Below are 13,555 nucleotides of genomic sequence, written 5' to 3' on the forward strand. Positions count from 1 at the left end.
GCGGATGCCGCGCATTCGATGGAAATTCGCCGGCGGCACATCCCCTAAATTCCCAACCGCCTTGCCGACCCAGCGGCGCCGGGCTAGCAGGGAAGATAAAATGGAGGAGACCCATGGCAGGATTGTATCTGGAGGAGTTCCGGCCGGGCCTGGTGATCCAGCACACGCTGCGGAAAAGCGTCACCGAGAGCGACAACATGCTGTTCTCGACCATGACCTTGAACCCTCAACCCCTGCATATCGACTTCGACTTCGCGGCGAAAAGCGAATGGGGCAAGCCGCTGGTCAATTCGCTGTTCACGCTCGGTCTGATGATCGGCATTTCCGTGCACGACACGACGCTCGGCACGCTGGTCGGCAATCTCGGCATGACTGAAATCGTGTTCCCGCATCCGCTCTTCCACGGCGACACGGTACGGGTGGAGACGGAGATCAAGTCGGTACGGGAATCAAAGTCCCGACCGGACCGGGGCATCGTCGAGATGGAACACCGGGCGTTCAACCAGGACGGCGTGCTGGTGGCGCGCTGCCTGCGCCAGACCATGATCTTGAAGAGGCCTGCCTGATGCGTTCGCTGCTGTTCGTGCCAGGCGATTCGGAGCGCAAGCTGGAAAAGGGTTTTACGTCGGCCGCCGACGTGATTCTGATCGACCTCGAGGATTCCGTTTCCCCGCAGAACAAGGCCGCAGCGCGCGGCATTGCAGCCACGGCGATCCGCGAACGGCGGGAGAACGCAAAGGCGGCGATCTATGTGCGCGTCAACGACCTCGCCTCCGGCCTGACCGACGACGATCTTGCCGCCGTGATGGCCGCGGCGCCCGACGGCATCATGCTGCCCAAGGCGGAAGGGCTCGCCGATGTCGAGCGGCTTTCGGTTAAGCTCCGGGTGCTGGAAGCGGAGAACGGACTGGCCGACGGCGCGACCCGCATCCTGCCGATCGTTTCGGAGACCGCCGCCGGCGTCTTTGCTGCCGCCAGCTTCGGGCGTGGAAGCCCGCGTTTGTCAGCCGTCACGTGGGGCGCGGAGGATCTTTCGGCAGCGATCGGCGCGCGCGCTACCCGCGACGACCAAGGCCGCTACACCGATGTCTTCCGCCTGGCCCGCTCGTTGACGCTGCTGGCGGCGTCAGCCGCCGACACCGCTGCAATCGACACGGTTTTTGTCGATTTCCGTAATGAGCCAGGCCTGCGCGCCGAATGCCTGGAGGCAGAACGCGACGGTTTTACGGGCAAGATGGCGATCCACCCCGACCAGGTCGCGGTGATCAACGAGGCGTTCACGCCCTCGCCCGAAGCGCTGGCCGAAGCCCGCATGGTGGTCGAGGCCTTTGCCGCCGCCGGCAATCTGGGCGTTGTCGGCATCGGCGGAAAGATGTTCGACCGCCCGCATCTGCGCCGCGCGGAGCGGGTGCTGGCAAGGGCGAGATCAACTAGACTTTCCGAATAGAAGTTGAATTTCTCCTACGTCAGGGAATCCGGTGGCCCTTCACAAAAATCCGGTGAGGATCGACAGAAATGTCGATCCAAATGTCGATTTCGACCTCGGTCGGGTCCACACCCTCCCCCCAGATAGGCAAATCCAGCCCAATCCCGCCTTCAAGTGATTCACCGGAGGTTGCCTGCAGGAAGATATCAAAGTTTTCAGGTGGATAGCCAAAAGCGACACCGTAGTCGTCAAGGTGACGAACAAACTCGTTCACATCGAACACAAACTCGACATTCGGCAGGCTCCTTAGCTTCCCAGCGTCCCTGTCGACCGAATAATGCAGAATTTGGCGGCATGCGGATATGTCACGGGCATCCAGTTTGGCCATGCTTGTCTCTATGCACAATCAGTCGTCCCATCTCGGCCGGCGCATCGAAAACGTCTCGTCAACCCGCGCATAGTCGAGATAACCGAGGCGGGCGACGTTGCCGGCCCTGGCGGTGTCGAACAGGCCGTCGGTCAGATACGCGTCGTCGATGAAGACGCCGACGACTTGGCCGACAACCACGGCCACATCCGATACCCCGTCCAGCGTCTTCGGATGGATGACTTCAGTCACCTTGCATTCGAGTGCCGCCGGTGCACCCGCAACGCGGGGCGGCTTGACCAGCCGAGACGGCGCGGCCGTCAGCCCGGCATAGTCGAACTCGTTGACGCCGCGCGGCGCGTTGACCGAGGTGCGGTTCATGTGCTCCGCAAAATCGCGGCCGACCAGATTGGCGACGAACTCGCCGGTCTCTTCGGCGAAGGTCGCGCTATCCTTGTTGCCCTCCGACGAGAACCACACCAGGTAAGGCCGCGACGAGAAAGCGTTGAAGAAGGAATAGGGTGCAAGATTGACTTGTCCCGCCTTGCTCAGCGTCGAGATCCAGCCGATCGGCCGCGGTGCGACGATCGCCTTGAACGGATCGTGCGGCAGGCCATGGCCATTCGAGGGCTCGTAGAACACCGCCTACTCCTTCCAGGGACCGGAGTAGTCCGAATAGAGTTTTGACACGTCAGGGCGCGGACGCTCTGGCGCCGGTCCCTGGTAGTTGCCGATATGGACGAAACCGATGACACGCTCATGCGGCGCGAGGCCGAGCAGGCGGCGGCCCTCCGGCACGTCCGAATACCAGTTGCTGATCCAGTTGGCGCCGTAGCCGAGCCCTCCCGCGGCGATCAGCAGGCTCATCGCCGCGGCACCTCCCGACAGGAACATCTCCCATTCCGGGATCTTCATGTTGGGTTTCGGGCTGGAAACCACGCCGATGACCAGCGGGGCCCGCGAAAACCGCTCGCGCTCCTTCTGCTTGCGGCCTTCCGGCTGCGGTCCCTCGACCTTTTCGACCAGTTCAACCAGCGCCTCGCCGATCTCCTCGCGCGCCTTGCCGCGATAGAGGATGAAACGCCACGGCTCCAGCCTGCCGTGGTCGGGAACGCGCGTCGCGATCTTCAGCATCAGCGCGATCTGGTCATCGGTCGGGCCAGGACCTTTCAGGTCGTGGATCGGAGCCGATCCTCGGGCAAGCAGGAAGTCGATGATCGGCGACGCCATATCTTTGTTTTCTCCAAAATTTTCTGGCTGAAGCACGTCAGGAAGGCGGCTCTGGCTGCGCCGGATGGCGCGGATCGGGTTTATCGCACTGCGGGTCTCGCCGACACAGAATGGCAGCCGGGTAAAACCAATGCGGATATTCAGATATGTGAGCGGCGGAAGCTCGGCAAGCCGCCGTTTGCGGGCCGGCGTCGTCGGATGAATACGCCCAGTCTTGAAATTGCCACCGCGTTGCGTTTCATGGCAAGATGATCGCGCGAAATATCCGCAGCCAGCTTGCCGTATTCTTCACTCTCGCCGTGCTGGCGGTAGCGCCCGGCATTGCAGGCGCGCAGGAACTCGGCGACCGCCTGCCGAAGATCGATCTGCCCGGCCTGTCGACCTATGCACCAGCGCAGGACACGTCACCGCTGGCAACCGCGAGCCTTGGCCGCATCACGCTGGCCGCGCAGTTGATCCAGGACGGTGGGGACATCACGCGCGGACTGGTCTGGCGCATCTTCGAGACAGAACCCGGCGCCGACGGCAAGCTGCGCCTCGTCGCCTCGGCTCAGGGCGGCACGCAATCCTTCGACCTGACGCCTGGGCAATATCTGGTTCATGCCTCCTACGGCCGCGCAGGCGCCACCAAGCGCATTTCGGTGGGCAACGACGCCAAGCGCGAGGCTTTTGTCCTCGATGCGGGAGGATTGAAGCTCGACGCGGAGAACTCGGGCGGGGTCCGCATCCCGTCCGACAAGCTGCGGTTCTCGATCTATGAAGCCGAGGAAAAGCCCGGCGGCGAGCGGGCGCTGATCCTTCCCGACGTCAGCCCGAACACGGTGATCCGGCTCAATGCCGGCGTCTATCATGTCGTTTCCACTTACGGGAACGTCAACGCGGTCATCCGCTCCGACATCAAGGTGGAGGCCGGCAAGCTGACCGAAGCGACGGTCGAACACCGCGCCGCCGAGATGACGATGAAACTGGTGCGCCAGGCCGGCGGCGAAGCAATCGCCGACACGTCGTGGTCGGTGCAGACCAATTCCGGCGATCCCGTGCGCGAAAGCGTCGGCGCCTACGCTTCCATGGTGCTGGCGGAAGGCGACTATACGATCGTCGCCAAGAATCGCGACCACATCTACCAGCGCGACTTCACCGTGGAAGCGGGCCACAACGCCGAGGTCGAGGTCATCGCCGACGAAAGCACGCCGACCGCGGTCGAAGGCGCGGATTGACGGCAACGCCCGGTGGGGAGAATCGGTCGAGGTTCGCCATCTGAGGTCTTGTTTCTTTTTCAGAACACCGCGGGTGTCCAGGCCGGATTGGTTGAGCGGCCCGTTGCAGATGGGCAGCCCGCGGTTCCCCGAGGTCGGGACAGACTCTCCTGAATTGCTGAGGCGGCGATGCCGCCCCGTTCAGGCGATGCCTATGTCGCCGCGGGCGTGCCCGATTCTTCCTTCTCGGCGGCGAGCTTTTCCTCTTCGCGCTTTTTCTCGACGAAGCGGGCGGCCCAGATGGAGACCTCGTAGAGGATGATGGTCGGCACGGCCAAACCGATCTGGCTCATCGGGTCGGGCGGCGTCAGCACCGCCGCGACGATGAAGGCAAGCACGATCGCCCATTTGCGCTTTTCCTTCAGCCCCTGCGAGGTCAGCAGGCCGACGCGCGCCATCAGCGTCGTCACCACCGGCAACTGGAACACCAGGCCGAAGGAGAAGATCAGCGTCATGATCAGGCTGAGATATTCCGAGACTTTCGGCAGCAGCGAGATCTGCACGTCATTGCCGGGCCCGACCTGCTGCATGGACAGGAAGAACCACATGACCATCGGCGTGAAGAAAAAATAGACCAGCGCACCGCCCATGATGAACAGGATCGGCGAGGCGATCAGGAACGGCAGGAAGGCGGAGCGCTCGTTCTTGTAGAGGCCGGGCGCCACGAATTTATAGATCTGCGCGGCAATCAGCGGAAAGGCGATGACCAGCCCGCCGAACATGGCGAGCTTAACCTGCGTGAAGAAGAACTCCTGCGGCGCGGTGTAGATCAGTTCGACCTGCTGATGCTGCAGGCCCGCCCAGTTGACGGCCCATTTGAACGGCTGGACCAGGATATTGAAAAGCTGCTTTGCGAAATAGAAGCAGACGAGGAACGCGACGAAGAAGCCGCCGATCGACCACATCAGCCGCGTGCGCAGCTCCATCAGATGCTCGATCAGCGGGGCCGACGAGGCCTCGATCTCGCTTTCGTCCCGGGCGTTGCTCACTTCGATTTTTCCGCGGATTTGCGGGCAGACGCCGCAGGTTTGGGCTTGGTAGCCTTCGCAGCGGCAGGCGCTGTGGCAGCGGCGGCGCTCTTCGCCCTGGCCGGGGTCTTCGGCTTGGTTTCGCTCGCCTTGGCCGCGGACCTAACGGTGCTTGCCTTCGGTTTCGACGCACGGGCGGATGCCGCCTTGGGCGCAGCCGGGCTTTGCGATCCATTGACCTTGGCCGGCTGCGGGTCCGACATCGGCGCGGCGGCGGCAGCCGGCTTCGCGGGTTCGGGCGGCGACATGGGTGTTGCTATTGCAGCCGGGGCAGCGGTCGCGGCAGGCGGCGCCACGACCGGCGCAGCCGTTGCCTCCGGTCCGGCAACGCCCGGCATGGCGGTCGCACCGTTCTTCAGCGGCTCGGCCTCATGAGCGGCGGGGGTCGCGGGTTCAGACGAGGTCGAGGGTTTCGGCCCCATCGCCGACTGAAGGCCGGCGCGCACGTCGGCTGCAGCCTGTTCGAACGGGTTGAGCTGCTTCTTGATCTCGTTGGCCGGGTTCATGCTGCGCAAGGCGTCAACCGACTTCTTGACGTCGTCGAGCTCAGCTTCCTTCAGCGCCTCGTTGAACTGCTTCTGGAAGTCGCCCGCCATCGAGCGCATTTTCGTGGTCATCTTGCCGAAGGTGCGCAGCATCTTCGGCAAATCCTTCGGCCCCACGACCACGATCATGACGACCGCGATCACGAGCATCTCGGTCCAGCCGATGTCAAACATGGCTTTTCAATCCAGACTGACCCAAGAAGGGCTCAGCTCTTGCTGGCTTTTTCCCGGGCGGCGGCGACGGTTTCGTCCGCGCGGTGCTCGACGGTCTTGGGGTCGGCTCCGTTCGCGGTCTCGGCGTCCTCGTCGGACATGCCCTTCTTGAAGCTCTTGATGCCCTTGGCCATGTCGCCCATCAGTTCGGGAATCTTGCCGCGCCCGAACAGCAGCAGCACGACCACCAGCACGATGAGCCAGTGCCATATCGAAAAGGAACCCATGTCAAACTCTCTCGAAGCGATTTCCTGAGACTGATCTATGCGCTTTCGCGCCGCGTTTCAAACAGAAGTACATCCGATTTGCGCAGGGAAAGCCAGATATCCCGTGCCCTGGCCGACAAAGCGCCGCAGCGGACCCGCGCCCGGACCGGCGATTCGGCGCCGGGAACCGCTAGTTCGAGCAGTTCGACGACGCCGAGATAGCGGCGCGAAATGATGCGCGCCTCTGTATTTCCTTGGTTTTCGCTGACATCGAAGCCCGTGGTGCGCACCGCGACGGTCGCCTCGGCGCCGTCGGCAAGACCGGTTGCCTCGATAATGCCCAGCGAAGTGTCGACCGCGCCGCCGCGCACGCGGCCCGAAAAAACGTTCAGCTCCGAAAAGAAGCCGGCAACAAAAAGGTCGGCCGGCTTGAGGTAGAGGTCCTCGGCCCTGCCGGCCTGCACCAGCCGTCCGTCCTTCAGCAGGGCGATGCGGTCGCCCATGCGCATCGCCTCCTCCGCGTCGTGGGTCACCACGATCGCGGTGGCCCGGCTCTCGCGCAGGATGGCGAGCGTCTCGGCGCGCACGGAATCCTTCAGGCGCGAATCGAGACCGGAGAACGGCTCGTCCATCAGCAGCACGGCGGGACGAGGCGCCAGAGCGCGCGCCAATGCCACGCGCTGCTGCTCACCGCCGGACAGGACGTGAGGATAGGAGGCGGCGTAGGCCTCCAGCCCGACGCGCGACAAAGCGATCATCGCCGCATCACGGGCCTCGTCGCGCGACAGCGCGGTCAGACCGAAGCGCACATTGTCCAGGATGGTCATGTGCGGGAACAGCGCGAAATCCTGGAAGACCAGGCCGATCGAGCGCTTTTCCGGCGGCAGGAATATGCTGGGTCCGGCGATTTCGCGGCCATTGAGCAGCACGCGGCCGGTGGTCTGCGGCTCGATGCCGGCGGCGATGCGTAGCAGCGTCGTCTTGCCGGAGCCGGATGGGCCGAGCAGGCAGAGCACTTCTCCGGGCTCGGCCGCCAGCGACACGTCGCGCAGTGTTTCCGAGCCCGGCGCGAAGGAATGGGAGATGTTCTCGAAGACAAGGCGCGCGGCGAACGTGACGCCCGCCGTCCTGCGATTGACCTTGCCCACTTCTTCGATCGTCAATGCGACTGACCCTTTCCCGACGGGGAACGGTCAATCATCCGTGGCGCGGGGTGTCAACAGGCCGAGTTCCTCGAGGTCGATGTCGGTCAGCGGGTCCTCGTCCTCGGTCAGTTCCTCCGGATCGGCCGGCGGCAACGGCATCGAGAAGTTGGCGGGCATGCGGGCGGCGAGCAGCCCGGCGCCCTTCAATTCTTCGATACCGGGCAGATCGCGGATCTCCTCCAGCCCGAAATGATCGAGGAACCCGTCGGTCGTGCCGTAGGTGACGGGGCGGCCGGGCGTGCGGCGGCGGCCGCGCATGCGCACCCATTCGGTCTCCAGAAGCGTGTCCAGCGTGCCCTTGGAGGTCTCGACGCCGCGGATGTCCTCGATCTCGGCGCGCGTCACCGGCTGGTGGTAGGCGATGATGGCCAGCACTTCGAGCGCAGCGCGCGAAAGCTTCTTCTGCTGGACCTGGTCGCGGGTCATCATGAAGGCGAGGTCAGGCGCAGTGCGGAACGCCCAGGCCGGGCCGACCTTCATGAGATTGACGCCGCGCTTGGAATAGACCTGTTGCAGTTCGGCCATGATCAGCGGCACGGCGATGCCATCCGGCAGGCGCTGAGCAAGCTGCGCCTCGCTGACCGGCCCGGCGCTGGCGAAGACGATGGCCTCCGCCATGCGCATCGCTTCCGACAGGTGCAACCGCTCGGCCGGGTTCAACGCCTCATGCCCCTCGCCTGAAAACGGGATGATCTTTGCGTTGGCGCTCTCGCTCATGGTTCCGTTTCCGCGACGATCGCTATGGGCTGCCGGCCGCGCAGATAGAGCGGCGCAAACGCCGCTTCCTGGCGCACCTCGATCTGCCCCTCTCGCACCATTTCGAGCGTAGCGGCGAAGGAACTGGCGATCGCGGTCGCCCGCTCCTCCGGCGTCGTCAGATAATCGACGAGATAACGGTCGAGCGCAGTCCAGTCCTTGTAGCTGCCGATCAGCCGGGCGAGGATGGCACGCGCCTCCTGGAGCGACCAGACGCCGCGCTTGGCGATGTGCACATTGGTGACAGCCTGCCGCTGGCGCTGGATGGCGTAGGCGGTGAGCAAGTCATAGAGGCTCGCAGTGTACTGATTGCGCTTTTCGACGATGACCAGTTCCGGTTGGCCGCGCGCGAAGACGTCGCGGCCAAGGCGGTTGCGGTTGACCAGCCGCGCAGCGGCGTCGCGCATTGCCTCAAGCCGCTTTAGGCGGAACTGAAGCACCGCCGCCAGTTCCTCGCCGCTCTCGCCATCGTCGCTCGCCTGCTTGGGAATAAGCAGCTTCGACTTCAGGAAGGCGAGCCATGCCGCCATGACGAGATAATCGGCGGCGAGTTCGAGCCGGATGGCGCGTGCCTGGTCGATGAAGGCCAGATATTGCTCGGCGAGCGCCAGGACCGAGATGCGCGACAGGTCGACCTTCTGGTTGCGCGCGAGATGCAGCAGCAGATCGAGCGGCCCCTCGAAACCGGCAACGTCGACCAGCAGCGCGGGATCGCCGGTTGCGCGGTCATCCGCCGGCTCCGTCCACAGACGGTCCATCGGAATGGGTTTCGCGCCCTTCTGCTCTCCGCTCGCGGCCAACGCCGTCCTTTCTGGTGCCCTATGCCACCGCCTCGAAATAGCGCGCGAACTCGGCGCGCACTTCCGTTTCCGCGGCCTGATCGCGATCCTCGATGTAGCTCAATGCCCGTTCCGCCCGCGCCAGCGACTTGCCAGCAAGCGGTTTCGTGCGCGAGGCGATGCCGGACATTTCCTGCATGACACCGTTGCAGTGAAGAACGATGTCGACGCCCGCTGCAAGGATCGCGGCGGCTTTGTCTGGGAAATCCCCAGAAAGCGCCTTCATCGAGGTGTCGTCACTGACCAGCAGGCCGTCGAAACCGATCTCGCCGCGGATGATCCGGCCTACGACCTTCTCCGACGTGGTCGCCGGAGCGCTCGGGTCGATCGCGGAATAGACGACGTGCGCGGTCATGCCGATCGGCAGGTGGTTCAGCGCCTTGAACGGCGCGAAATCGTGCCGGCGCAGTTCCTCAAGCGGAGTATCGACGGTCGGCAACTCGAAATGCGTGTCGGAGAAGGCGCGGCCGTGGCCTGGCATATGCTTCATGACCGGCAGCACGCCGCCGGAGAGCAGGCCTTCGGCCGCCGCGCCACCGAGGGCGGCCACCGTATCCGGATCCTTGCCATAGGCGCGCGATCCGATGACGTCGCTGGCGCCCTCGATCGGCACGTCGAGCACCGGGAGGCAGTCGGCGGTGATGCCGAAACGCAGCAGATCGAAGGCATGCAAACGCGCCAGCAACCAGGCGGCGCGCAGGCCGGCCTCGCGATCCTCGCGATAGAGCGCGCCGACCGAGGCGCCCGCCGGGTAATTGGGCGCGATCGGCGGACGCAGGCGCTGGACCCGGCCGCCCTCCTGGTCGATGAAAACCGGGGCTTCCGGCCGATCGACTGTGTCGCGCATCGAGGCCACGAGGTCGGAGATCTGCCGTGGCTCGCCGATGTTGCGGGCGAAGAGGATGAACCCCCAGGGACGCTCGTCGCGGTAAAACCGGATCTCGCTCTCAGTGAGGGATTTCCCGGCGCAGCCGAGGATCATGGCTTTCGATTCGGTCATATGAGATTTCTACCTCGGATCGTCGGCGGTATGAACGAAAAAACCGGTGCGAGGCGCTCGCACCGGTTTGTCATGTCTGTTTGGCCTGTTGGGCGCCGCAGGCTTACTTCGAGACGAAGCAGCTTCCGCCGGCCGCCTTGTAGCTCTCGCAGAGCTTGATCGCGTCGTTACGGCTGCCGGCCGGGACGCGGACACGCCAGAAGGTGCCCTTGCCGGCAATCTCGGCCTTGGCGATCGTGGCCTGTTTGCCGCCGAGGACTTTGCCGTAGCGGCGTGAGAGATCCTGATAGGTGGACTGCGCCGCGGCTTCGGTCGGCTGCGAGGCAATCTGCACCGACCAGGAGCCGGCGGAGGCGGCGGGGCTGAGTGCCGCGACCTGCTGCGGCTTGACCTCGCCGACGATGTCGACGGGCTGATCGGAGGGGCGCGTCGGCGCAATCGGGGCCTGGTTTGGCGTCGCGCCGGAAGCACGCGGCGCCGGGGCGGCCGGCTCGGACGCAGCGGCGGAAGCGGGCTTCGCCGCCGCATCGGCGGCAGCGGCAGGAGCCGGAGAAGCCGTATCGGCACCCTGGGCAGCCGGCATTGCCGTGGAAGCAACCGGATCGACGATGCCTTCCGAAGCCGAGGTGACCTGATCGGCGGCGGGCGCGGTCTCTTCGCGGGCGACCAGCGTTCCGTCTGCCTTGACGATCATGGTACGCACCTTGCGCGGCGCCACGGCGGCAACCTCGACGCTGTTGTCCACCCCCGGGTCCTGGACGGCCTGCTCGATGCGATCCTCGCCCTTCGGCGCCGGCGCGTCGGTGGTCGGTGTCGCTGCGTCCGCGACGACCGGCCCAGCGGTCGACGTGTTGTCGATCGCGGCGGGCTGTCCGTCCGAACCATCCGAGGCTTCTTCCATGGCCGACATCGGCGATTCGACCGGTTCGTCCTCGGTCGTCGCCATGTCGACCGGTTCTTCGGCGCTGGAGAGAAGTTTCTCCTGCGTCGGCGCAGTCGGCGCGTCGGCGCCCGCCACCGAATCATAGACCTTGTTGTCCTGGTTCGGGACGGTCGTGCCACCCGGATTCTCCGGCTTGACCTTGACCGGCGAAGGGTCGGCCTTGACCAGCGCGAGTTCGCCTGAGCCCGTGCCGTCACCGAAGGAGAGGCCGAATGCCACCACGCCGCCCAGCAGAGCGACGCCGCCGACGATTGCGGCGACCAGAAGGCCGCGACGCGGGCGCGGACGCTCGGCAATCGGCGTGTAGGCGGGACCGGCGATCTCCTCGTCGAGGTCGGGATCGTATGCGAATTCCGTGTCGGTCAGTTCGGGCTGGTGTCCGACCCGCGAACCCTGCCCTACCGCCGTCCTCGACGCATCCGAATAGGCCGGATCATAATCGCCGGCCGAGGCCGGCCGAGCAGCGGCGGCAGCCGCGACGGCGGCTCCCGCTGCGATGGCGGCGCCTGCCGCCACGGCCGGACGATCGTCGAAATAGTCGCTGTGATAGCTGGCGGCGCTGTAGGCGCTGGGCTGAGCCTGCGCGACTTGGGCCGGCTCGGCGCCGCGGACATTCATGTCCTGCAGCAGATGCGAGAATTCGGCGTCGATGTCGTCATAGCGCGGAGCGAGCGTCGGCTCGTCCTCATAGGCCAAGTCGGGCAGGTCGAGATCGTCGGCCAGCGCCACGGCCTGCTCGGGCACGTCCACCGTCTCGATGTCGGGCATCTCCGCCTGCGCAACGCCTGGCGCCGAAGGCCGATAGCCGGAGAAAGCCGCCTGCGGGGCATAGGGATTGGCTTCGGCGGGTTTTGCCCCCGCATCCTGCCACGAACGGCCGGACTTCAGGTCCGCCGAAAGGGCGGCCAGCGCCGCATATGGATCGTGTCCATCCCGAGGCATGGAATTCTCCGATTCCTCTATCCGCTGGGCAGCCGGCGCGCCGTGAGGCGCATCGAAATCCGCCCGCGCGACCGAACTGGTTATCGCCGCTTCGAAGGCTTGATCGTCGAACAGACTGTCGAGATCGTCTTCCGTGGCCTGCATCACGGACTTGACAGAACTCGGTTGCCAATCTTGCCCATGCTGATTCGCAAGGTCAATCGATCTCGGATCAAAAGCTGGATCGTTGGCGGGCTCCTCCGCCTCGTCATAGACGGGCAACGCCTGGACCGAAGAACGAGCGTAGTGGTCGCCGGCCGGAGCCGATTCCTGCTGATTGTCGAGGGAATCATGCGAAGACGCGACGACTTCCTCCTCTGGCTCATAGGCTGGAAGAGGCGCGACCGGCTGCTCGTAGCGGGCCTGAGCGGGAGCCGGAGCCGGCTGGGTCTGGTTGCCGAGCAAGGCGTTCAGTTCCTGCTCAAGGCTTGCTTCGAGCGCGTAGGCTGACTCGATTTCCCGAGGCGTTTTCGCGACGGCGGCGTGCGGCGCCTCGTCCTGAACGTCTTCGAAGGCTACCGGATCCAAATCCTGCGCGCTTGCATGGGCAGGCTCCGGCTCGGCGTCGTGGGTCGCCGCCGAGGGCGCATCCATTTCCGGATCGAAAGAGAGCGCTTCCAGCTCATGCGAGACAGAGACCGGCTCATCGTAGCCGGCGGCAGTCTGCTGCTGCGCGGCTGCAGCAATGTCGAAATGCTGGTCGCGGTTCCATTCGGCTGACGAAACATCCGCCGCCATTTCGGGCACGGTATCGGTTTCCGTTTCGGCCGCATATTCGGTCGCCGCCTCTGGCTGCTCAAGAGCCTGCGCCGAGTGAGTTTCTTCCGCAACTTCCACGTCCCAGGCTGCCGCTTCGGTGCCCCAAGCCTGTGCGGCTTCGGGAACCTCGACTTCGGCGTCGGCCAGCGCCGCAGGTTCAGCCGGAACGTCGATTTCGGTCTCGGCGAGCGACAGTTCGACCTCGTCGGCCTGCTCGGCCGCGGCTTCAATCGGACCAGCCTCAGTCTCGGCTTCGACCGGACGGAACCAAGGCTGCTCGGCGGCGGGCGCCTGATGGGCCGCGCCTGCCAGCTGAGCCGCGTGCGCCGCCTCGGCCTCGGCGATTCTGGCGTGCATCTCAGCGACCTCGTCGTATTCCGGCTGCTCGGCGGCGATGTCGGGCAGATTGGCGGAAGCCGTGGGCGCCTCGTCGGCATAGACTTGCGGCGCCTGTTCGACGGCACCGGCGATTGCCGCCGGTTCTTCGGCGGCAAAGTCGCCCATGAGTTCGCGCTCGAGATCGAGGCTGAGATCCGTTTCGCTAAAGGCATCGTTGGCGGGCTCGACAGCAACCGGACGCGCCTGCTTGGCGACGGCGGCCGGCTTCACCGGCTGGCGCGGGTCGAAACCCATGATACGGGTCAGTTCCGCGAAAGGATCGTCATCCGAGATTGCTGGCTGGGCGGCGATCTTCAGGTTTGCTTTGTCTGCCATTATAGTTCCCGAACTTCGACACAACTCGACGCGAACGGCGCCACGCAATGCCGCGCCATACCAGCGTAATGTGGGCAAACGGTGGCC

The 13,555-nt window shown here is 65.0% G+C and carries 14 protein-coding genes; 3 read left to right on the plus strand and 11 right to left on the minus strand.

Annotation, left to right across the window (positions count from 1 at the left end):
* Positions 1-113: 113 nt before the first annotated feature.
* Positions 114-566 carry a MaoC family dehydratase gene (locus ABMA59_RS25450; protein WP_349008187.1) on the plus strand — a complete coding sequence of 151 codons (453 nt, stop codon included), beginning with the start codon at positions 114-116 and terminating at the stop codon, positions 564-566.
* A complete protein-coding gene (locus tag ABMA59_RS25455) occupies positions 566-1,447 on the plus strand; it encodes an HpcH/HpaI aldolase/citrate lyase family protein (RefSeq protein ID WP_349008188.1) in 882 nt (293 codons plus the stop codon). Before ABMA59_RS25450 ends, ABMA59_RS25455 begins: the two co-directional genes overlap by 1 nt.
* A gap of 19 nt (positions 1,448-1,466) precedes the next feature.
* On the opposite strand, the gene ABMA59_RS25460 is transcribed toward ABMA59_RS25455, so the two are convergent.
* From ABMA59_RS25460 to ABMA59_RS25470, 3 genes are read right to left on the minus strand one after another with little or no spacing between them, the layout of a single operon-like run.
* A complete protein-coding gene (locus ABMA59_RS25460) occupies positions 1,467-1,814 on the minus strand; it encodes a hypothetical protein (protein ID WP_349008189.1) in 348 nt (115 codons plus the stop codon).
* Positions 1,815-1,832: 18 nt separating this feature from the next.
* Positions 1,833-2,435, minus strand: a complete 603-nt coding sequence (locus tag ABMA59_RS25465; protein ID WP_349008190.1) for a flavin reductase family protein — start codon at positions 2,433-2,435, stop codon at positions 1,833-1,835.
* A 3-nt stretch (positions 2,436-2,438) separates the two neighbouring features.
* Positions 2,439-3,023, minus strand: coding sequence for a nitroreductase family protein (locus tag ABMA59_RS25470; protein WP_349008191.1), 585 nt, complete (start codon positions 3,021-3,023; stop codon positions 2,439-2,441).
* A gap of 248 nt (positions 3,024-3,271) precedes the next feature.
* Between ABMA59_RS25470 and ABMA59_RS25475 the strand changes: the two genes are divergently transcribed.
* Positions 3,272-4,240 carry a hypothetical protein gene (locus tag ABMA59_RS25475; RefSeq protein ID WP_349008192.1) on the plus strand — a complete coding sequence of 323 codons (969 nt, stop codon included), beginning with the start codon at positions 3,272-3,274 and terminating at the stop codon, positions 4,238-4,240.
* 191 nt (positions 4,241-4,431) lie between these two features.
* Here the strand turns inward: ABMA59_RS25475 and tatC are convergent, their stop codons facing one another.
* From tatC to ABMA59_RS25515, 8 genes are all read right to left on the minus strand, one after another.
* Positions 4,432-5,268 (minus strand): twin-arginine translocase subunit TatC, encoded by an 837-nt coding sequence (tatC, locus tag ABMA59_RS25480; RefSeq protein WP_425475984.1) that lies wholly within the window; start codon positions 5,266-5,268, stop codon positions 4,432-4,434.
* Positions 5,265-6,026: a Sec-independent protein translocase protein TatB gene (gene tatB, locus ABMA59_RS25485; protein ID WP_349008193.1), complete on the minus strand. Its 762-nt coding sequence runs from the start codon at positions 6,024-6,026 to the stop codon at positions 5,265-5,267. Before tatB ends, tatC begins: the two co-directional genes overlap by 4 nt.
* Before the next feature lie 32 nt (positions 6,027-6,058).
* Positions 6,059-6,292: a twin-arginine translocase TatA/TatE family subunit gene (locus ABMA59_RS25490; RefSeq protein WP_349008194.1), complete on the minus strand. Its 234-nt coding sequence runs from the start codon at positions 6,290-6,292 to the stop codon at positions 6,059-6,061.
* Between the two features lie 35 nt (positions 6,293-6,327).
* Complete coding sequence (locus tag ABMA59_RS25495; protein WP_349008195.1) at positions 6,328-7,434, minus strand: ABC transporter ATP-binding protein; 1,107 nt, start codon at positions 7,432-7,434, stop codon at positions 6,328-6,330.
* Positions 7,435-7,464: 30 nt separating this feature from the next.
* Positions 7,465-8,193, minus strand: a complete 729-nt coding sequence (gene scpB / locus ABMA59_RS25500; protein ID WP_349008196.1) for an SMC-Scp complex subunit ScpB — start codon at positions 8,191-8,193, stop codon at positions 7,465-7,467.
* A complete protein-coding gene (locus tag ABMA59_RS25505) occupies positions 8,190-8,990 on the minus strand; it encodes a segregation and condensation protein A (protein WP_349008284.1) in 801 nt (266 codons plus the stop codon). The genes scpB and ABMA59_RS25505 overlap by 4 nt, the downstream gene beginning before the upstream one ends.
* Positions 8,991-9,051: 61 nt before the next feature.
* Positions 9,052-10,071, minus strand: a complete 1,020-nt coding sequence (gene nagZ / locus ABMA59_RS25510; protein WP_349008197.1) for a beta-N-acetylhexosaminidase — start codon at positions 10,069-10,071, stop codon at positions 9,052-9,054.
* A gap of 103 nt (positions 10,072-10,174) precedes the next feature.
* On the minus strand, positions 10,175-13,468 hold the full coding sequence (locus ABMA59_RS25515; RefSeq protein WP_349008198.1) for an SPOR domain-containing protein: 3,294 nt from the start codon (positions 13,466-13,468) through the stop codon (positions 10,175-10,177).
* Between the last annotated feature and the right edge of the window lie 87 nt (positions 13,469-13,555).

This window comes from Mesorhizobium yinganensis (genome assembly GCF_040081985.1).
Taxonomy (GTDB): domain Bacteria; phylum Pseudomonadota; class Alphaproteobacteria; order Rhizobiales; family Rhizobiaceae; genus Kumtagia; species Kumtagia yinganensis.